Origin of the sequence: Neobacillus niacini, assembly GCF_030817595.1 — a bacterium.
In the GTDB taxonomy this organism is placed as follows: Bacteria; Bacillota; Bacilli; order Bacillales; family Cytobacillaceae; genus Neobacillus; species Neobacillus niacini_G.
Window position 1 is genome coordinate 3084562 of the sequence record NZ_JAUSZN010000001.1, and the last position, 22264, is coordinate 3106825.

Consider the following 22264-nt stretch of genomic DNA (forward strand, 5'->3'; position numbering starts at 1 on the left):
TTTAGGATGTGTAAAAATTGTTGACCGTAAAGGACCTGTTTGAAATTAAAGCCATTGATGGATTAAAAATAGTAGCTGGGGAAAAAGGTATTAATAATGAGATAGCAATTGTAAATATTATTGAAAATCCTGAGGTATTCGACTGGCTTTCACCCAATGAACTGCTTTTATCGACAGGATATATATTTAAAGACAATGAAGAATTACAAAATCGAATTATTCAAGAGCTTTCTCAAATTAACTGTGCAGGACTAGTCGTTAAAATGAAAAGATATTTTGACAAACTCCCACAGAACATGATTGACGAAGCAAACAGACTCGGATTACCATTACTGGAGTTACCATTTGAATATACATTATCTAGGGTCATTTCGATTATTAATGAAAAAGCTTCGGGAAGATATGATTTATTAAATAGAAAAACCCTAGACATTCATAATTTATTTTTTAGAATTACACTTGAAGGCGGCGGAATTGATAGAATTTTATCGATGTTATCAGAGACCATTAATAATCCAATTATTTTTGTAAATGAGGATTGGAAGCTAGTGGACTTTACAGAACATATGAATAATACCGTTCCGCTATCATATTGTCTTGATTTGGTGAAAAATAGACCAGCGTTCCCAAAAGAATTCATTGACTCTATTCCAAAAAATGTAAGTGAAATGAAAAAGACCATTAAACGAATTTATTATTTAGAAGGCTTGGAAATAAATTGCAGAATCTTGCCTGTTGCCGCAGCAAGCCATATTTATGGATATATAATTGTATGGCAAACAGTAAGTGAACTAACTGAATTTGACTTCATTATTTTAGAGCAGGCATCGACCAACATTGCGCTTGAAAGGATAAAAGCCAAGGAAATAGAAGAAGTGAAATTAAAAATTCGACAGGACTTTTTCGATGATTTGCTTACTGGAAAAATTACCTCTAGCGAAACCATCCATACGCTAAGTGAAATGCATGGACTTCATTCAAATTATATGTATTACTGTATTGTAATTAATATAGAATCAGAGGAGTTCGAGCAGTATGAGGATATGGTAGCTAGAAGAGTTAGCTTGGAGAATAAAGCTAGAAAATGTGTAGAATTAATTTATGAGTACGCTAATAAAGCAGACGGAGAAGTGACCTGCTTTCACCGAAACAATCGAATCATCATCTTAATTGGACAGCATGAAAACCGTTTAGCAGTTTCTGTTTATGAAGCAAAACAATACACAAATAACTTATACAGTATCCTTAATAAGCAAATAAGCAATTCCACCTTCTTAATAGGAATTGGCAGACAGTATGGAACGATTCGTTCTCTTCATAAAAGCTTTTCCGAAGCAAATGAATCGATAAGATTGATGCAAAAATTTGAAGACAGTGGCGGAGTATCCCATTTTGAAGATCATTCTATCTACCACTTTTTAGATTCCAATATTAAAGACATGGAATTAGAAGAATTCTTTATGAAGAGGCTTGGAAAAGTGTATGAACATGATCAATTACATGGAACAAGCTACATTATTACCTTAGAAAATTATTTTCAGAATAACCTTAATATCAGTGAAACATCAAAAGCGATGTTCTTACACCGGAATACACTCATCTATAGAATTGAGAAAATTAAAGAAATATTAAATTCTAATTTAAAGAATGCAGAGGAACTGCTTCAAATCCAATTAGCATTAAAGATTTTTCGACTGTTAAATAAGAAACTTCGTAAAGATTCATAAGGCACCAAAGCCCCGTTAATTAACTAACGGGGCATTTCATTTATAATTGGCCTGAGACTATTTTACCTTTAAACATAACAGCCTCGCGCTTGGGTGTTCTTGCTACTGCTTCTGCTGAACAGGATGCATTGACTAGAATAAGACTTGCTTCATCACCTGGAAGCGGCCAGGCAACTTCACCATCCTTATTTAGAGGCGTTGGACCACCTGTTGCCCATTTTAAAGAATGTGCTAATGAACGTTCATCACTTTTTCGAAAAAGTTCACCGAAGCGTGTTACCTTTTCTAATACATCACCTGTGCCAAATGGTCCCCAAGAATCATAGAAACCATCGCAGCCTAAGTATACATTTACTTCTTTTTGATCTAACAAATCGATTGGCGGAAGTGTCCTATTAATAGGTATCGTAGACATGATTGACATACCTGCTGCGCTCAATTTATCTGCTATTTCCTCCTGTTGTGCTACTAGTACTTCTCCTAAACAAAATGCGTGACTAACTGCAGCCCGCTTGTGCCATTTTGCTTCTTCTACCATTTCTACAAATTTATCAATCGTATACAAGCCGACATGTCCATGATCATGTAAATGAATATCAATATCAGCATCAAATTCTGTCGCAAGATTTATCACTTCATATAGGGATTTTTCAATGTTGCGGTCGATTCCTGCTGGGTCTAGCCCTCCTACAAGGTTAGCTCCTGTTCTCATTGCTTCTTTCATCAACGGAATCACATTTTCTCTTAATAACCCATGTTGTGGGAAAGCTACGATTTCATAAGTTAGTTTATCAGAATAATCCTCAAGCGCTGCTTTAACACCCTCAAGATTTTTCAAACCAATATAAGGATCGATATTTACATGTGATCGAATGTGTGTCGATCCTTGAGAAAGAAGCAATTCAATCATAGCACTTGCACGCTGTTTTGTTGTTGGCGCTAAAACCTCAAGCTCCATCGCTTCTAATCGCAACCGTTCTTCTAAATTTTTAGCAGGTATAGGTGCCTTCCAATCAAGCGAAAGATAAGTTTTATCTAAATGATTGTGCATTTCTTTAAAAGTTGGTAATGCTAAAAATCCTTTCCCATTCTTCGTATTTTCACTTGGTTGAATGGCATAGCTATTACTCTGCTTTTCTACAATTCTTCCGTCCTCAATTTTCAAGTGGAAAAGCTCTGTTTTTGTTTCGTAAGCACCATTTTCATCCTGAAAATATCCAGTTTCTAATCTTACATTTGTTAACCAATATGGAGTGGTCATTCTATTTCCTCCTTTATACCTGCACCGAATTTGATTCTGTTAGCTTGCTTTCTACCTTTTTCCCTTTATAAAATACTGATTCTACAGAAGCTCTTCTTGCGACTGCTTCAGCAGAACAGGTTGCGTTTACTAGCATCATCGTTGCCTCATCGCCAACCTTCGGCCAGACTCGCTCACCTTTTTCATTTAGTGGTGTTACACCGCCTGTTCCGTATTTTAAGGTTGTTGATAGAGAATATTCGTCAGACAATCGGAATCGTTCCGCTAGAATGCCCAGCTTTTGAATCGTATTCCCTGTTCCAAATGGGGACCAATGATCCGTAATACTGTCATGTCCCACAGAAACTTGAATTCCAAACTTGTCTAGAGTTGGAATTGGAATTGTAGGCCGATTTACTGGGACAGTTGAAGTAATATCAATCTCTTGATCTTTTAATATCTTAATAATTTCTGTGAGTTCTTCCCCATGTAAGTCACCTAGTGCATTGGCATGGCTGATTGTTGCCCGCCCTTTCAGACCCGCTTCTTTCGTATATTGTGCCATTCGTTCAAATGTAAATGCTCCTAAAGTGTTGGGATCATGTAAATGGAGATCGACATCTTTATTGTTTTCAACGGCAATTTCAAAAATAGTATATAAAGATTTTTCGATATTACGGTCTACGGTTGCTGGGTCAACGCCGCCAACTATTGTAGCCCCATTCTTCATTGCATTTCGAATCAATTGAACAGAGTCACTTTTTAATAAGCCATGCTGCGGGAAAGCAACGATTTCATAGCTTAATACATCCTCATATTTTTTCAAAGCATTTACAGTTGCCTCTAAATTTTTGTGGCCAATTACAGGATCCACATTACAATGAGTACGAATATGGGTATGACCATTTTTCAAATACAATTCAATCATTTTCTCTGCTCTTTCTTGTGCAGTTGGCAGCAACTTCGGCAGCAATTCTTTTTCCTCTTCTAACCGAGTAAATATGCCTTTTGTGAGTGGAGTACAAGCCTTCCATGGTCCTCCGTAGTATGTTTTATCGATGTGAATATGCATATCTCGTAACGTTGGAAGAAGGAGTTGATGGCAGGCCTCAACCTGTTTTTCTTCTATATTTTTTGGGTATACATTTGTAATCTCGACAATTTTTCCATCTTGGATTTTTAAATGGCAAATTTCCGTCTCGGTACCAGTAATACGATCGTTATCGTACTTGAAACCCTTTTCTAAACGGACATTTGTCAGCCAAAAAGTAGTCATTGCAATTCCTCCTATTGTTGAAATAGGAAAAGTACTTTTTTATGCAAAAGTACTTTCCCATTGAAAATGAAAACCTCATTTATTTAATCACTACATCATCAATCATAAGGTAGTTTGCTGCGTTTAACCAAAAACCACTAACGTTTTTACTATGAGCCGCTAAATGCTCGTAGTTACGAATTGGAATATAAACCGCGTCGTCCATTTCAATTTGCATAACTTCTTCATATAGCTTTAAACGTTTAGCTTCATCTGTTTCTTGACGTGCTGCTTCAATTTTTTCATCTACCTCTAGATTACTGTAGTAGAAATGGTTACCTGCAGGCCCCTGTGATGCAGTGTGGAATAAATTATACTGGTTATAGTCTCCGTCACCAGTTGCATTTCCCCAACCGTTGATTACCATTTCATGTTCACCATTATTGATCATTTCAATAAATGCACCGTATTCCATTACTTGAATTTCTACATTTACTCCGATCCCTTTTAATTGAGATTGGATTACTTCTGCCATGTTAACTCGTTCTTTTCGATCACTTGTTAATAATTTAATTTCCAAACCATTTTCATATCCAGCTTCTTTTAACAATTGCTTTGCTTCATTCAAATCATAATCATAAGGCTTAACCTTGTCGCTATATCCTAATACCTTAGGGCTCATCGCCACGTTTGCGAGTGTCCCTACATTATTATATACACCTTTAATAATAGCTTCTCTTTCAATCGCATGGCTGATTGCTTTACGGACTTTTACATCATTAAATGGCTTTTTCTTTGTATTAAATCCAAGATATTCGACAGCTAGTCCTTCTGTACGATAGAGACCCATTGTATCGGAAGCTTCGATTCGTTCAATTTCAGTTACCGGTACTTGGTCGTTGATATGTGCTTCACCCGTTTCAATCATTGCAAGACGTGTGGCATCCTCTGGAACGACCTTAAACACGACAGAATCGATATTAGGTTTCTTGCCCCAGTAGTTTTCATTCTTCTTTAGTGAAATTTCTTGACCACTCTTCCACTCTCCAAACACGAATGGACCAGTACCAACTGGATGCTCAGCTAGTTTTTCAGGATTTTCAGCTAAAGCTTTTGGGCTAATGATGCTGCCCTCCTGACTTGCCAAAATAGATAAAAGCGGTGCATAAGGATAGGCAAGCAATAATTGTACAGTGTATTCATCTATTACTTTTACTTCTGTAATCATTTCAAATTTGGTCCGTTGCGGTGATCCTGTATTTGGATCTAATAAACGATCAAATGTCGCTTTTACTGCCTCTGCGTTAAATGGTGTTCCATCATGGAATGTTACATCATCTCTTAATTTGAATTCCCAAGTCGTATCATTTACTACTGTCCATTCTTTTGCCAAAAGCGGTTGAATTTTAAAATCCTTATCCGGTACGACAAGTCCCTGATAAACCTTTTGGTAAATAATGTTTGCTGATGGGATATCGGTAATAAAATGTGGGTCTAGCTTGGTCGCGTCAGAAAGTCGAACAACTGTTAATGTTCCACCCTCTTTTGTTTCTTCTTTGTTGCTTGCAGCTTCATTAGAAGAATTTGATTTTGTCGAACATGCTTGAACAACTATAAGCAATAATCCTACTAATACTAATAAAATGACATTTTTTATGGATCGTTTTTTTCTCTCCATTCCTCGCCTCTCCTTTGTGTATATTTATAGGATTCTCATTTTAAAAGGAAAAAGTTTTCTGAGTTCCTTTGAAATCCTTATCTGCATTATAGAAGATGATTCACCGGAATATTTACAGAATATTTACAAGAATTTAAACTATTTTGACAAAAAAATTAAAAAATATTTACTTTCCCATTAATTTTGATAATTTTGTACATATCTCAAAAAAAATAATAGTTTCTGAGAGGAGGATTATGACAGCTAGAAATGACATCATTCTTTCAAATAAAAATTAAGGAGGGTTTTACATGACACTAGAAGCAAAAACCGAACAACCAGTTGTAATTACACAAAAAATGAATCAACCGAAAGAATCTAAAATAAAAGATTTCTTATCTATTTTAACCATGAACAAAGCTGCAATGGTCGGTGCTATCATCATTCTTTTCTATATATTTGTCGCACTCTTCGCACCCTTACTTGCCCCCTATGATCCATATGAAATAAATTTAGAAAATAAATTAATACCTCCCTCAACAGATCACTGGATGGGTACAGATGATAAAGGAAGGGATATTCTAAGCAGAATCCTATATGGTTCTAGACTTTCGATGGGTATTGGAATAACTGCTGTAATCTTTGGTGCTTTCTTTGGAATTATTTTTGGACTTATCGCAGGCTACTACGGAAAATGGATTGATTCAACCATAATGAGGATCATGGATATTCTCTTGGCTTTCCCTGGTATTTTACTTGCTTTAGCCATCATCAGTGCACTTGGACCTGGTTTAATTAATGTAACGATAGCCGTCGGAGCATACTCAATTCCATTATTCGCTAGGATTGTCCGCGGCTCAACATTAGAAGTGAAACGACTTGAGTATATTGACGCCGTCCGTTCACTTGGAGCAGATGATTTAACGATAATTTTTAAACATATTTTACCAAATATTCTTTCACCTATTATTGTACAAGGAACTCTAAGACTAGCTACCGTCATTCTATCAGCAGCCGGTTTATCATTCCTTGGTCTAGGTGCCCAGCCACCATCTCCAGAGTGGGGAACGATGTTAAGCAGCGGCAGGGATTTCTTATTTTCTGCACCTTATATCGCCATATTTCCAGGACTGGCTATTTCTATACTAGTTTTAGGCTTTAATATTTTTGGAGATGGATTACGCGATGCTTTTGATCCAAGAATGAAGAAATAGGGAGGTATATTAGATGTTGATGTTTATAGTACGCCGATTATTGCAAACCATTCCGGTCATTATAGGGGTAACCTTTGTCGTATTCTTTATAATGCAGTTAGTTCCAGGTGACCCAGCGGTCTTGCTTGCTGGTGAAGGAGCCTCAAAGGAAACCATTGAAGCCATACGGGATCAATTAGGTTTAAATAGACCATTATTGGTACAATACTTCGATTACTTAACGAGCGTTTTTCGTGGAGATTTTGGAGTATCACTTAAGAATAGTCAGCCAGTCCTAGATGAAATATTAGTAAGATTACCTATTACAATTGAGCTTTCCTTTTTTAGTATTCTTATAACCATTGTTTTAGGGATGGCTGCTGGTATTATTTCTGCGATTAAGCCTTATTCCCTAAAAGATACAACCGTTATGATTGTAGCCTTATTAGGTATTTCATTACCAAGCTTTTGGTTTGGTTTAATGTTAATGTATTTCTTCTCAGTAAAACTGCAAATCCTCCCTGTTGCTGGCTGGGATAGCATTCTTCATGTTATCCTGCCTGCTCTGACATTAGGTGCAGGGGGTGCTGCCATTGTAGCCCGTATGACAAGATCAAGTATGCTCGAAGTTATTCGTCAGGATTATATCCGAACAGCTCGTGCTAAAGGGGTACGTGAAAGTGTAATTATTTATAAGCATGGATTACGTAATGCTTTAATTCCAGTTATTACAGTAGTTGGTTTACAATTCGGAGCTTTACTTGGCGGGACAGTTCTGGTTGAATCCATCTTCGCTATTAATGGATTAGGAAGAATGATTGTCGACTCGATTCGAATGAGGGATTTACCAATGGTTCAAGGCGGGGTATTAGTAGCCTCTCTTGTTTTCGTCGTAGTGAATTTGATTGTCGATGTACTATACCGATTCTTTAATAAACGGATTGAATTAAATTAACAGGAGGTGAATGTGATGACGGAGAGTAACAAACCGATTTTAGAGGTAAAAGGATTAAAAACACATTTCTTTACAAAGCTCGGGGTAAGTAAGGCGGTTGATGGCATCGATTTTAGTTTGCATAAAGGGGAAACCTTAGGAATTGTCGGTGAATCCGGCTGTGGAAAAAGTATAACATCTCTTTCCATTCTGCGTTTAATCCCCTCCCCTCCTGGGAAAATAGCGGGCGGACAAGTTTTGTTTAAAGGAAAAGATTTAGTGTCAATATCTGAAGACGAAATGAGAAGGGTTCGTGGTAATGAGATTTCGATGATTTTTCAGGAGCCAATGACTTCATTGAATCCTGTTTTACCGGTTGGAGAACAAATTGCTGAAGCGTTACGAATGCACCAAAACATGGGACGTAAAGCCGCATGGGAAAGGGCAGTCGAAATGTTAAAGCTTGTTGGGATCCCTTCCCCGGAAAAAAGGGCAAAACAAGAGCCTTTCCAATTAAGCGGCGGTATGCGTCAGCGTGTCATGATTGCGATGGCGCTTGCGTGTACCCCTGAGGTATTAATTGCAGATGAACCAACAACAGCATTGGATGTAACCATACAAGCTCAAATCCTAGAGTTAATTAAAGACTTGCAAAATAGGCTGGGCATGGGTGTCATTATGATTACCCATGATTTAGGTGTCGTTGCTGAAACCTGTGATACGGTAGCCGTCATGTATGCAGGTAATATTATTGAACATGCACCAACCGAGAAAATTTTTGCTAATCCAAGACATCCATACACACAAGGTCTACTAGATTCACTGCCTAAAATTCATGAAGACCAGGAAGAATTACAAACGATTGAAGGCAGTGTCCCTAGTCCCTACAATATGCCTGCTGGCTGTCGCTTTGCTTCAAGATGCCCTCATCAGCAACCGATTTGTCATCAACAGCAGCCAGAGCTTATTGAACAAAATGATGGTGTAAAGGTTCGCTGCTGGATGTATACAGATCTATGGACAGCAAAAATGGTAAAAGAGGAGGCTGTAAAATAATGCAGGCTGCAGCAGATAAAAACGTATTATTAGAGGTAGAACATTTAAAGCAATATTTTCCTGTTAAAACAGACTCCCTTTTTAAGCCTAAAGCATACGTACAAGCAGTAGACGACATCTCCTTCAAGCTATATGAAGGAGAGACTTTAAGTATTGTAGGTGAATCTGGCTGCGGAAAATCTACAACAGGCCGTGCGATTTTAAGACTTGATGAACCTACAGATGGAAAGGTTTATTATTCAGGGACAGACATTTTAGGATTAAATAAGAAAGAAATGAGAAAGCTTAGAGGGGATTTACAGGTTATATTTCAGGATCCTTTTGCTTCTCTTAACCCAAGACAAACCGTTAAGCAAATTTTAAATGAAGCCATGGCCATCCAAGATGTAGTGGAAAAGTCAAAAAGAATGAATCGAATGTTTGAACTACTTGGTTATGTGGGGCTACCCCTAGAGGCACTTGATCGCTACCCTCACGAATTCAGCGGAGGTCAGCGCCAACGTATTGGGATTGCCAGAGCCCTTGCAGTTAATCCTAAACTAATAATTTGCGATGAAGCTGTTTCTGCCTTGGATGTATCTGTTCAGGCACAAGTTCTAAATCTATTAAAGAAACTGCAAAAGCAGTTTGGACTTACCTTTTTATTTATCTCTCACGATTTGAGTGTAGTTAGACATATTTCAGATCGTGTCATGGTTATGTACCTAGGGAAAGTCGTTGAGATTGCAGATAAAAAGGATTTATTTGATACACCGCTTCATCCATATACACGGGCTTTGCTATCATCGATTCCTGTCCCTAATCCGGAATTAAAACGGGAGCGCATCATCTTAAAAGGAGACGTCCCCTCTCCTATTAATCCGCCAAACGGCTGCCGATTCCATACCCGTTGTCCATTTGCAACAGAGAAATGTAAAACGGAAGAACCAGCTTTAAGAGAATTGGATACAAATCATATGGTCAGCTGTCATTACGCAGAAAATTTTAAGTAAGAGTGTTTTATAATGATAAGATATTACGGTAAAATACTATATTAAAAAAGGGAGAAGCAACTGCCTCCCTTTTTCTTCATATAAAGGAGAATTTCGGTTATGTTAACAGTTGAAGCTTTCTCCCTAAATATTATGATTGCAGCTCTAGTGCCTTTACTAGGGGCCTTTACATTGCTTTTTTTGTTTATTTTTGAAAAGCGAATAGACCTGCTGGAAAAAAAAACACGGGAAATCGCTTTAGAAAGAGAGCTGCAAACCGCCCTCTACAACCAATTGAATCAAGAGATTCAGCCACATTTCTTTTTTAATACATTAAATTCGATATTAAGCTTAGCAAGGCTGGATCGTAAAACAGAATTGATACGTTCGATTGAGACTCTATCAAAGCTGCTTAAATTTAAGTATCAAACAAATAATACTTTTATTACAATAGATGAGGAAATAACCTATGTCAATTATTATTTAGAAATACAAAAAATACGTTTTCGGGACAGGCTGCATTATGAATTTTCAATCGACCCAAATGTAAACCAAGCCATCACCATCCCTTTTATTATTCAAACCTTTATCGAAAATGCTTTTAAACATTCTTTTGAGAAATATGTTGGCGAAGCCTTTTTAAAAACAACCATTGAAAAACGGGATAAAGACATCCATATCACAGTATGGAACAATGCGGTTGAAGGTGCTGAGGAACTTTCACAGGAAAGAGGACTTGGTTTAGAAAACATTACAAAAAGACTGGAGTTATTATTTCCGGATGGTAAAACATCTGTACAATTAATCAACTCAGACAATGGGACAAGTGTTTTAGCTATTTTTCCATTTATACTCAGTTCTGAAATTTAAGGAAGGTGAACATTACTTATGAATATCCTGCTAGTTGATGACGAACCGCTAGAATTAGAGCAGCTCGAGTATTTAATCCTTAAAAAATTTCCAAACTGGAAGATTTTCAAAGCTCAAGATGCTTCCATAGCACTCCAAATCGTTAAGCAGCATGACATCTTTCTTGCATTTCTAGATATTCAGATTCCTGGGAAGAATGGATTGGATTTAGCGAAGGAACTAACAAAAACATATACGCTTGATATTATAATGGTTACTGCTTTTCAAAATTTTGAATATGCTCAAACTTCAATAAGACTTGGGGTCGTTGATTACATAACCAAACCAATTATTGAAGATGAATTAATGGCCGTATTAAGCAAGTATGAAAGATTAGGGCGTTATTCAGAACAAATTGTTAATGCGATAAACATTATTCATGCGGAATATAGTGAAAAATTAACGTTAAATTATTTAGCGTCAAAAATTCATATTAATTCTGCTTATTTAAGCAGAAAATTTCATGAGGAGGTTGGGATGGGCTTTTCCGAGTATTTAAACGAGTTTCGCTTAAAGGAAGCTCAAAGAATGCTCGTTGAGTATCCTGATTTAAGTATTAGTACGGTTTCTGAAAGATGTGGTTTTAACAGCCAGCATTATTTTAGCCAAATTTTCCGAAAAATGACAGGACAATCACCAAGGGATTTTCGCTTAAGGGAGACATTCCATTGAAAAAAAATGATTATCAGTTATATATCAGTGGTGCCATTAAACTCGGGGTAAGCTTTGGAGTTGTTAGTTTATTGGCTCGATGGGTAACAGGAAATACAATCCTTTCATCTCCGGAAACCTTGATTAAATACGGTCTTATCGGTGGAATTGGATACTCACTAGTAGGGGCGTTATCCTCTATTTTATTTGGATTTTTAGCAAAAAAAATCCGTGAAAATCACCCTGGTCAGCACACGATCGGAGATGTTTTAAGACAAAAATTAACACCAAACGGATATTGGTTAATGATGACAGTTCTTATCCTTACAAGCTTTCATTCCTTATTTGTACAAGCTATGGGCGCAGGAATTCTTATTCAGATGATTTTTCCAATTCCTTATTTTATTGGGTTATTGCTTTTTTTAACTATTTGTTTTTTTATCGGAGGAGCTGGGGGCATGCAGCGCCTTCACCAAGTCGCTGGTGTTAATGTCACCCTGATTTTTGCAGCCGTCATTATTATCCCCGTCTACTTTTATATTCAAGAAGGAGTTTATCCTGTTTATGACGGAATTAAGCTATATCATCCTTATTTATTGTATATAAAGAACACAGATGCCTTTTGGTTTATTTTCACAGCAATCTTTGTCTTTTTTGGTCAAATTTTGATTGACCGTGCTTCATGGCAAAGAATGTTTATTATTCAAAAAGAAAAGGTTCAAATAACCTTTACTTTAACAGGATTAATATGGGCAACTATCCCACTGGCTTTATCCTCCTTGTTAATGATTACAATATTCGGCAGAAGCTTTGAAAATATTTATTCCTTATTCTCTGAACTAGTAAACAGAATCCAATCATCTATATTAATCGTCCTATTCGTGGTCTTTGTTTTTAGTTCAATCGCTTCGGCCCTCAGTGCAGAATTGCACGCCACAACTACCCTTTTTGTAAAAAATATAATGGAAATGTTTTTTACTCTAACAAATGATGAAAAATGGAAATACACTTATATTTTTTCGGGAGCAATATGTCTATGTTTACTCGTCATTGTCAGTATTCTTACTCCCAGTCCGCTCACGCTATTATTTTTCACTGGGAATATTTATGCGGCGGTGATTAGCCCCATTCTATATATCATCCTTAGTAAAGGTGTTCTTCCTCTCATAGTCCCCTTTTCATCCTTTATTGGAGCTATTGGAGGCTATATTTTTGTAACAAGAACGGAAGACTTTAAAGGAATCTGGCTAAGCTTTACGATTTCAACAGTTCTTTGTTTACTTGTCTTAATCTATAAAACAATAACAAGAAATAATAGTAAGCTACTATAGGGGGCGGTTTGTTTGGGACAAAGTCATGCACAAATCGAAAATCAAGCCCATTATAGCCCAGATTTATTACCAACTCCTTCTGAGGCTAGGACATGGAAAATAGGTCAATTTTTCTCTATCTGGATGGGCTCTGTTCATAACGTGCCTTCCTATGTAACAATTGGCGGATTCTTTGCATTGGGATTATCTATTTGGCAGGTATTCTTTATCATTATCATTTCTTCCATATTACTATCAGTCATGATGGTATTGAATGGGCATGCCGGCAGCAAATATGGAATTCCATTTTCTATTCTGCTCCGTGCAAGCTACGGAATAAAGGGTGCTCTCTTTCCGGGAGTCCTAAGAGGCGTTATTGCCGCGATTATGTGGTTTGGTCTTCAAACCTATGCTGGCAGTCTTGCCCTTAGTATTTTAATAGGGGAATTTTGGCCAGAGTATTTATCTTTAGGCGGAAATTTCAACTTTTTCGGATTAAATCTATCTGGCCTCCTTTCCTTTCTACTCTTTTGGATTATTAATGTTTTATTCATTTTTGCCGGTATCGATCGATTAGGGAAGTTAACAAAATATCTATCCCCACTAATTTTTGTGGTTTTTGGCGGAATGGCTATCTGGTCCATTAAACTGGCAGGTGGAATTGAACCAATAATAAACTATAGTTCAAAAGGGGGCCACGGAAATAGTATTTTCGTTTTCATAAGTTGTGTTTCGGCCATTTTGGCAACATGGGTTGCACAAACTCTAAGTGTTTCTGATATTACTAGATTTTCTCGTTCTAATAAAGATCAGTCAATGGGACAGATTTCTGGGCTGTTTATTACGTATTTATTATTTGCTGTAGCTAGCATTTCGATCATTGTCGGTTCAGAGATTGCTTTTGGAGTTCCGATTTGGAATGTACTTGAAGTGGTGGAGAGATTCGATAGTAGATTTGCCATTACCCTTTCACTTCTAACGATTTGCTTATCTACTTTATCAGTTAATATGGTTGGAAATATCATCCCTGCCGGCTATCAACTGGCTTCTCTTTTCCCAAAAAGACTGAATTTTAAAACAGGAGCTTTGGCCGCTGCCATTATCGGTCTTCTTATTATGCCTTGGAAGCTAATGGAGAATCCAACAAGCATATTCGCCTTTTTAAATATTGTAGGAGGATTGTTAAGTCCCGTCATTGGTGTGACGCTGACGAATTATTTCCTAATTTGTAAAAAAGAAATTAATTTACAAGAATTATATTATAGTAACCACAATGTATATTCAAACGGGATTAACCTCCCCGCTATGCTTGCAACCATCTTCGCAGGCATAATAAGCCTAATGGGTAATTTTGTACCCTTACTTGGTCCATTGACAAGTATTTCTTGGTTTTCAGGGATATTGCTAGCCATTCCTTTATATCTAGCTTTATATTATTTTTTTTATAAGCAATTAGGATTAAAGGCAATAAAGGAATAGAAAGAAGAGGCAGATTCTAAATGGTTGTCACTCACCAACCATTAGAACCGAGCCTCTCCTCTTATTTATTGCTTATTTAATTGAAACATCATTAAGTTCTAAATATCCAGCCGCACTAATTCTAAATCCTTCTACTTTGTTTGAAATGGCTGCTAAATTTTCTATAACACGGACAGGAATATAAACTGCGTCTTCCATTTCTAATTCCTGTGCTGTCTCATAAAGCTCCTGACGTTTTTCTTGATCCTCTTCTTTACGTGCAGCTTCTATTAAACCATCAACCTCTTTATTACTATAAAAGAAGGTATTCCCAGCTGCTCCTTTTGAAGCAGTATGGAAGAGATTATATTGGTTATAATCAGCATCACCAGTTGCATTTCTCCAGCTGCTTATAAACATTTGTGTATCCCCATTATTTCTTTGCTCAACGAATGCCCCATTTTCCATTACCTGTATCTTTACATCAATACCGATTGTTTTCAAGTGTGATTGAAGTACCTCCGCCAGATTTATTCTTTCCTTGGCATCCATCGTTAGCAATGTCGTTTCAAAGCCATTCGGATAACCTGCCTCAGCAAGCAATTTTTTTGCTTCATTTAGATTATATTCATAAGCCTTCAAACCTTTATGATATCCAAATACTTGAGATCCTAAAAGGGAGTTGGCTTGCTTTCCGATGTTGTTAAAGACCCCTTTAATAATCGTATCCATTTCAACAGCATGGGAAATCGCTCTGCGCACTCGAACATCACTAAATGGTTTATTCTCATAGTTAAAACCAATATATTCAGTTCCAAAACCTTCACTTCGATAGACCCCCATTGTTCGCGAAGCTTCTACGGTGTCCTTCATCGTTACAGAAAGCGGTTCGGCTATATGGGCTTCACCTGCTTCAATCATCGAAATTCTTGTTGTTTCTTCAGGCACAATTTTAAAAACAACTTTATCCACCTTCGCTTTATCACCAAAATATTGATCATTTTTAACTAATACAATTTCTTGGCCAGGAGTCCAGGATTCAAATGAAAATGGCCCGGTTCCATTTGGTTCATTAATGATGTTCTTTCCAAACTTCTCAATGGTTTTAGGACTAATTATTCCCCCCTCATGACTAGCTAGGATGGAGAGTAAAGGTGAAAACGGCTCACTTAAGATAAATTGAACGGTAAAATCATCGATAATTTTCACTTCATTTACCATTTTAAAGACACCTGCTCTAGGTGCATTGACATTAGCATCTAAAAGTCTATTAAAATTAGTTTTAACAGCGCTTGCATTGAATGGTGTTCCATCATGGAATTTCACATCTTCTCTTAGTTTAAATTCCCAGGTTTTGTCATCCACCTGTTTCCATGATTTCGCCAATAAAGGCTTGATTTGAGAATCTTTATCCCTTCCTACCAAGCCCTCGTAAACTTTCCCATGGGTTATACTTGCTGCATTGATCGTATTCATAAAATGGTGATCTAAATTCTCTGCATCTGATAAACGAACAATTACCAAGGTACCTCCATTCTTCGCTTTAACTCCCTTTTCATCTCCAGTTGTCCCTGCATTTTTATTTGTCGAACAACCAGTAATCACCATAATGATTAGTAGAACTAGAAAAAATTTTCGGATCTTTAATTTTTCTTTCATGAACTCTCCCCCTTTAAATCCTGTTTTCTATCTAATCTAATTATAAAAAATTTTCAGACTATTCTTTTCGAAAATCTTTACCTTATTTTTCGTTATCTTTACTACTTTTAGCAGTTTATTGTCCTAATTAAAAATCTACTAAAGACAATATCAAAAAAGAGGATGTAATAAACCATCCCCTTAATCATTGAATTACCTTTAAATGAATAATTATTTAATGCAAAGAACCATATACTACGTTACCTTTATAGATAACAGCTTTACGTTTTGAGCGTCTAGCAACTGCCTCAGCCGCACAGCCCGCTTCAACAAGTACTATACTAGCCACATCACCTGCTTTTGGCCATAACTGGTTTCCTTCCTTATCTAATAGACTTTTACCGCCTGTAATATACTTTAACGTTTGACCAAGTGAAACCTCATCTGTCCATCTGAATCGTTCAAGCAGACGTCCAGCCCTTTCAAGAACATCACCATTTCCTGTTGGCCACCAAGAATCATAGATATTGTCATTCCCAACAGCTACATCCACTCCACAATCTGTTAAAATGTTTACCGGTGGAATGTTCCGTCCAATTGGAAGGCTGGTCACAATAGAGATTCCTGCTTCTCTTAATATTCCTGCCATTTCAATTGCTTCTTCTTTCGAGACATCCCCTAATCCGAATGCATGGCTGACTGCTACTCTGCCTTCCCACCCGGCTTGTTTGGTTAAATAAGCAAGTCGTTTCATTGTGAAAGTTCCTAAGTGACCAGGGTCATGTAAATGTAAGTCGATATCAGCATTTCCTTCAACAGCCAAATCCATTAATTGTACTAATGATGCTTCAATATTATTATCCACAGTTGCCGGGTCAACAGCCCCTACAATCCCTGCACCGTTTCTTACTGCTTCTCTTACCAGTTGAACAGTACCAGGACGCAGCAAGCCATGCTGGGCAAAGGCAACAATTTCTGCACTTAACCTATTAGAATATGTTTCTAGTGCATGCCCGATACCTTCCAAATTGTGCAATCCTGCTTCCGGATAGATATCCACGTGGGTTCTTACATGGGTTGATCCATAAGACAATAATACTTCCAGCAAAGCTTCTGCACGTTGCTGTGTGCTGGAAGGAATGGATGCGAGAATATTTTTTTCTATTTCACATCGTTCAATAACACCTGAAGCTGGGATACAAGCCCGCCAATCCTCCCCCATGTAAGTCTTGTCTAGATGAACATGCTTTTCAATAAATGAGGGTAGCAGGAGCAAACCCTCAGCATCCTTTACAGGCAGTTCATTTCCAAAAGGCACTGATCCTTTAATTATTTTTTCAATTTTACCATCCTCTATTAATAAGTGAAAAAGCTCTGTTTTTGTTCCTGCTACTCTATCATTTTCTTTTATATATCCCGTTTCTAAGCGGGCATTTGTTAACCAATAAATACGATTCATATAAAAACATCCTTTCTACTACTGTTACAAGATAAAAGGGCGTATCCACATGGATATCCCTCTTATCCTTTTTCCTATTGGATTGAAACGTCATTGATTTCTAGATAACCAGATGGGCTGATTGCGAAGCCTTGGATATTTTTGGCTACAGCAGCTAGATTTTCAATGACCCTTACTGGAATATATACGGCATCTTCTAATTCTAATTCTTGTGACTGCGCATACAGCTCCCTACGTTTATTTGGGTCTTTTTCTTTACGGGCAGCCTCGATTAAACGATCCACCTCTTTATTACTATAGAAGAAGGTATTTCCAGATGCTCCGTGAGAATTGGTATGGAAAAGGTTGTATTGGTTATAATCAGCATCACCGGTTGCGTTTCTCCAACTGAGGATAAATATTTCAGAATCCCCACTGTTTGCCTGCTCAACGAACGTACCATACTCTAAGACTTGGATATTTACTTTAACACCGATTCCTTTTAACTGGGATTGAAGTACCTCCGCCATATTGATTCTTTCTTTGCTATCCATTGTTTTTAGTGTCGTTTCGAACCCATCTGGATAGCCGGCTTCAGCTAGCAATTTCTTTGCTTCATTAAGGTTATATTCATAGGCTTTCATATCAGCATTGTAGCCAAAGACCTTTGAGCCTAGTAATGAATTCGCCTTTTTACCGACATTATTGTATACACCCTTTATAATCGAATCCATTTCAACCGCATGAGAGATTGCCTTACGAACACGGACATCATTAAATGGTTTTTTTTGAACGTTAAAGCCAATATACTCTGTACCAAATCCTTCACTGCGGTAAACCTTTACTGCTGACGAAGCTTCTACAGTGGACATCATCGGTACGGAAAGTGGCTCAGCAATATGGGCTTCTCCAGTTTCAAGCATGGAGATTCGCGTGGTTTCTTCTGGAACTACCTTAAATACAACTTTATCCACTTTTGCCTTAGTTCCCCAGTACTCCTTATTTTTCTCAAAGACAATTTCTTGACCAGGAGTCCAAGATTCAAAAACAAATGGACCTGTTCCATTCGGTTCATTGATAATTTCTTTATCGAACTTTTTAATCGCTTTTGGACTAATAATACCGCCTTCATGGCTGGCTAGAATAGAAAGCAATGGTGAGAATGGCTCGGATAAGATAAATTGAACCGTAAATTCATCCACTACCTTTACTTCTTTCACCATTTTAAATACAACTGCTCTTGGTGAACCAACATTTGGATCTAGCAGTCGGTTAAATGTCGCTTTTACAGCATCTGCATTAAAGGCAGTTCCATCATGGAACTTCACATTTTTTTTAAGATTAAATTCCCATGTTAAATCATCAAGCTGTTTCCAGTTTTCTGCAAGCAAAGGCTTAATTTCGGCATTTTTATCACGTCCTACAAGCCCCTCATAAATTTTGCCATGTGTAACACTTGCGGCATTGATCGTCGACATGAAATGATGATCTAAGTTCTCGGCATCTGACAAACGAGCTATAACTAATGTACCCCCGTCATTTGATCCAGAATCGCGGTTATTTTCCTTTGTACTGACGTCCTTTTTAGTAGAACAGCCGGCAATAACGATTGCTATAAGCATGACTAGTAAGAATTTTCCTAATCTCCATTTCTCTTTCATGGCCTCTAACCCCCTGAATATTTTTATTAAGCATGTGCGCTTGTCTAATTATAAAAAAATATTCAGACTATTTTGTTTCGAAAATATCTACTATATTTTTCAATATCTTTACTTCTTTTCAGAATTAGATGAAATCCACGATTTTAAACGATGAAGAAAGCAGTTCATTTTCGGGAAGCTGCTGATAATCTCTTTCCAAATATCCTTTTCTCATTTTGTTAAAATATTTTTGACCTTTGGATTTGATTTCTTCTAAATCTAGATCAGGGATTTTTCGGTCTTGCATAACCAACCTGCCGTTAATAATCGATAATTTAACATCCCTTCCTGATCCACTAGCGATGATTGTCCGAATCGGATCATCAATCACGCCCATATGGAATCCCTCTAAGTCAATCGCAATAATATCGGCTTTCGCTCCTATAGCAATCCTTCCAAGGTCATCCCTTCCTAGGAAGTTAGCTCCGCCGAGAGTTGCCGCACGATATAAATCTGCATAGGTGGAGTCCTCCACATCTTTTTCGATTAATCGTGATAGCATACTGCCAGTGCGAATGTTCTGAAACATATCTGGAGGAAAAGTATCAGTCCCCATTGCTAAATTAATTCCTGACCTTTTATATTTGGCAAATGATTCTAACATAGAAGCATGTCTTCCGATAATTAATGGACAATGGATTACTGTTGTATTAGTTTCTGTTAGCAAAGCTATATCATCACCCTCACCCGCGAGTGCTTCACTATAACCAGCAATAAAATGAGCATGAGGAATCCCGGTTTTCGGTCCTAAAAAACCAAGATTATACAAATATCGAATAGGGGTTATACCGTGTTTCTCAAGTATTGTGTGATATTCATAGCTTCCCTGCGCCGCATGAAGTTTTATTGGAACATCTAATTTCTCACTATAATATTTTGTTTGCATCAGACATTCCTCTGTTTGACATTCGATTCGTTCAGGTGCAAGCATGCCTTTAACCAATCCATTATAGGCACCATCGAATTCTTCAACAAACTTTACAGCCCGCTCGAGTCCTTCTCTCCCTGCTTCTTCGTCCCAGTAAAGCTTGATTGTTCCATCTGGCTCTACGACTCTAATCCCAGATTGGTAACTAGGTCCTAAGTAGATTCTTAATCCTAATCTTCCTGCATGATTGGCTGCTGCAGCTAGTTCCTCATAGGTTTCTGCCCATTTTTTATAAAAAACTGATGTAATCGGCATCGCAGTAGTAACCCCATGAAGAATCAACTGAGAATAGGCATAGAGTGATTTAAATGCTTCCTCTTCCACTGTCATGACTTCATGATGTCCGTTTTCAACATAACTCTTTGACCAGAGCAGATTTTTCTGTTTGTCGCTGCTTGCTTCTAAATGAAGGATATCGTGATCAATATCCCCTAGTGCATTTAAATCGATAAATCCTGGACTAATGACCGCATTCCCAGCATCAATGACCTCATCCACTTCTCTAGGATAGTTTTTTCCAACATAAATAATTGTATCGTTTTCATAAACAACCTCTGAATCTTCTAAAATTACATGATCATCTCCATCAAAACCAATCACATATTTTCCCTTAAGCTTTGTTACCATTTCCATTCTCCTTTCAATCTAGTAATACTGTAATCTTCTTCGTTATATCGCTTTTCATCGATATAGCCGCGAGCATGACCCCAAAAATACTTGGCTGGCTGCATATATTTTTCGAGTCCGGCACGCTTGATGGTTGAATTTGCCTCTTCATTAGCCTGATGTAACACTGTGGTTTCATCAACGGTATGTACCTTACGACCTTCCATAATAACCCTTCCATCAACAATCACATGGTCGACATCATTAGCAACTGCTTGATATACCAAGCGATGGACATGCATAAATTCAGGAGTTAAATGTGGCTGGTTAAGGTTAACGGTAATCACATCTGCCTTTTTGCCGATTTCTATTGAACCGAGTTCATCGTCCCAACCGATGCACTTCGCGGCATCAATCGTAACCATTTCTAATAGTTTTCCAGGTGGTAAATAATATTCATCTCTTAGAGCTGATTGGTGAACAAATTGTGTTTTTCTCATTGCCTGAAACATATCAAAGCTAGTACATGGTGATGTCCCATCTGTTGAGATAGCCACCGTTACTCCCAGTTCAATTAACTCAGGCACCGGAGTTCGCGCACAAACCTGGGTTATACCTGGAGAGGCACTCACATTCGTACCTGTATCCGCCAAGATCCTTGCCTCATCGAATGAAATTCCACGGCAATGCTGAAGGTGCACATCTGGACCTAACAAAGCATTTTCCCAATCATGGACAGCAAGATGAATCATCCCGCCAAAGGCATCAGAATGGATCCGTGTTTTATACTTCCTTGCAATCTCACGAATTCTTTTTGCTTGAAAAAGATCATGATCCGTTAACCCATAAAGCCTCGCTGGTGACGTTGGACCAGATGGTTCTACAGATGTTACGATGACAAATGGGGTTATAAAGGCACGGGTACGGTCTTCATTGGCATGATTTAGTGCTTCAATGACAGCTTCGGCTCCTTGCAGCACTTCTTCGTATGTTACTTCTTTCGTAACCCTTTTACCATCCACCCAACGGCTGAATAAATGTGGCCATGGAGGATTGCATGGACCAGTACAAACAACTTCTCTTACACCAACTTCTGCGTATGCTTTCGCATGATTAATTGCGAAGATCGGATCATCAGATCGCGGCATAGACCCTAAAACAGATACACCAGTCGTAATACCAGCTTTTAATCGCTCAATTGCAGAAAGCTTTCCTTCGTAGTACCAAAATTCATCCGTAACAAAATGCTTATACGTATTCGTCATAATGGGCATCCAGAAATCAGTATTATCCATCGCAATGGTCTTAAACATCGAATGCCCGCCATGACCATGCACATCGATTAATCCTGGCAGAATACAATGGTGACTGCAATCAATCACTTTCTTCGCCTCAAATTTTGACGCTATATTTTCTGTTAAACCGATATCAATAATTCTGCCATCGTTAATAGCAACAGCACCATCTTGAAGAATTCGCCTGCTGGCGTCCATTGTGATAACAGTACCGTGAATTAGCAGCAAATCAATCATTTTTTTCCTCCCAATCCACCAATTCAGGTGTAGTTTCTACAATTTTTGATTGTTAGATTAA

General features: G+C 37.7%; 17 protein-coding genes. 9 read left to right on the forward strand and 8 right to left on the reverse strand.

The features are described from left to right. Window positions 1–17: 17 nt before the first annotated feature. Complete coding sequence (locus tag QFZ31_RS14785; protein WP_307303912.1) at window positions 18–1727, forward strand: PucR family transcriptional regulator; 1710 nt, start codon at window positions 18–20, stop codon at window positions 1725–1727. A gap of 40 nt (window positions 1728–1767) precedes the next feature. Here QFZ31_RS14785 and QFZ31_RS14790 read toward each other — a convergent pair whose 3' ends face one another. From QFZ31_RS14790 to QFZ31_RS14800, 3 genes are all read right to left on the reverse strand, one after another. Further along, window positions 1768–2988, reverse strand: a complete 1221-nt coding sequence (locus QFZ31_RS14790) for an amidohydrolase (RefSeq protein ID WP_307303913.1) — start codon at window positions 2986–2988, stop codon at window positions 1768–1770. 13 nt (window positions 2989–3001) lie between these two features. Further along, entirely contained in the window at window positions 3002–4243 is a 1242-nt protein-coding gene (locus QFZ31_RS14795; protein WP_307303915.1) for an amidohydrolase family protein, read from the reverse strand. A 79-nt stretch (window positions 4244–4322) separates the two neighbouring features. Next, complete coding sequence (locus QFZ31_RS14800) at window positions 4323–5900, reverse strand: glutathione ABC transporter substrate-binding protein (RefSeq protein ID WP_307303917.1); 1578 nt, start codon at window positions 5898–5900, stop codon at window positions 4323–4325. A 338-nt stretch (window positions 5901–6238) separates the two neighbouring features. On the opposite strand from QFZ31_RS14800, the gene QFZ31_RS14805 reads away from it, so the two are divergent. The 8 genes from QFZ31_RS14805 to ncs1 all read left to right on the forward strand — a co-directional run bounded on the left by QFZ31_RS14805 (window position 6239) and on the right by ncs1 (window position 14382). Beyond that, a complete protein-coding gene (locus QFZ31_RS14805; RefSeq protein WP_307311583.1) occupies window positions 6239–7093 on the forward strand; it encodes an ABC transporter permease in 855 nt (284 codons plus the stop codon). A 13-nt stretch (window positions 7094–7106) separates the two neighbouring features. Next, a complete protein-coding gene (nikB, locus tag QFZ31_RS14810) occupies window positions 7107–8027 on the forward strand; it encodes a nickel ABC transporter permease (protein WP_307303919.1) in 921 nt (306 codons plus the stop codon). A gap of 15 nt (window positions 8028–8042) precedes the next feature. Next, window positions 8043–9062 (forward strand): ABC transporter ATP-binding protein, encoded by a 1020-nt coding sequence (locus QFZ31_RS14815; protein ID WP_307303921.1) that lies wholly within the window; start codon window positions 8043–8045, stop codon window positions 9060–9062. Then, window positions 9062–10054 (forward strand): ABC transporter ATP-binding protein, encoded by a 993-nt coding sequence (locus tag QFZ31_RS14820; protein ID WP_307303923.1) that lies wholly within the window; start codon window positions 9062–9064, stop codon window positions 10052–10054. Before QFZ31_RS14815 ends, QFZ31_RS14820 begins: the two co-directional genes overlap by 1 nt. A 99-nt stretch (window positions 10055–10153) precedes the next feature. Beyond that, entirely contained in the window at window positions 10154–10903 is a 750-nt protein-coding gene (locus tag QFZ31_RS14825) for a sensor histidine kinase (RefSeq protein WP_307303925.1), read from the forward strand. 18 nt (window positions 10904–10921) lie between these two features. Beyond that, window positions 10922–11614 carry a response regulator transcription factor gene (locus QFZ31_RS14830; RefSeq protein WP_307303927.1) on the forward strand — a complete coding sequence of 231 codons (693 nt, stop codon included), beginning with the start codon at window positions 10922–10924 and terminating at the stop codon, window positions 11612–11614. Next, on the forward strand, window positions 11611–12924 hold the full coding sequence (locus QFZ31_RS14835; protein ID WP_307303929.1) for a sodium:solute symporter family transporter: 1314 nt from the start codon (window positions 11611–11613) through the stop codon (window positions 12922–12924). The genes QFZ31_RS14830 and QFZ31_RS14835 overlap by 4 nt, the downstream gene beginning before the upstream one ends. A gap of 12 nt (window positions 12925–12936) precedes the next feature. Next, a complete protein-coding gene (gene ncs1, locus QFZ31_RS14840) occupies window positions 12937–14382 on the forward strand; it encodes an NCS1 family nucleobase:cation symporter (RefSeq protein WP_307303931.1) in 1446 nt (481 codons plus the stop codon). A gap of 72 nt (window positions 14383–14454) precedes the next feature. On the opposite strand, the gene QFZ31_RS14845 is transcribed toward ncs1, so the two are convergent. The 5 genes from QFZ31_RS14845 to QFZ31_RS14865 form a co-directional block, all read right to left on the reverse strand. Next, entirely contained in the window at window positions 14455–16020 is a 1566-nt protein-coding gene (locus QFZ31_RS14845) for a glutathione ABC transporter substrate-binding protein (RefSeq protein ID WP_307303932.1), read from the reverse strand. Between the two features lie 214 nt (window positions 16021–16234). Further along, complete coding sequence (locus QFZ31_RS14850; RefSeq protein ID WP_307303934.1) at window positions 16235–17458, reverse strand: amidohydrolase; 1224 nt, start codon at window positions 17456–17458, stop codon at window positions 16235–16237. 74 nt (window positions 17459–17532) lie between these two features. Beyond that, on the reverse strand, window positions 17533–19098 hold the full coding sequence (locus tag QFZ31_RS14855) for a glutathione ABC transporter substrate-binding protein (protein ID WP_307303935.1): 1566 nt from the start codon (window positions 19096–19098) through the stop codon (window positions 17533–17535). Between the two features lie 124 nt (window positions 19099–19222). Then, on the reverse strand, window positions 19223–20692 hold the full coding sequence (locus QFZ31_RS14860; RefSeq protein WP_307303937.1) for an amidohydrolase family protein: 1470 nt from the start codon (window positions 20690–20692) through the stop codon (window positions 19223–19225). Beyond that, entirely contained in the window at window positions 20686–22203 is a 1518-nt protein-coding gene (locus QFZ31_RS14865; RefSeq protein WP_307303939.1) for an amidohydrolase family protein, read from the reverse strand. Before QFZ31_RS14865 ends, QFZ31_RS14860 begins: the two co-directional genes overlap by 7 nt. Window positions 22204–22264: the final 61 nt, after the last annotated feature.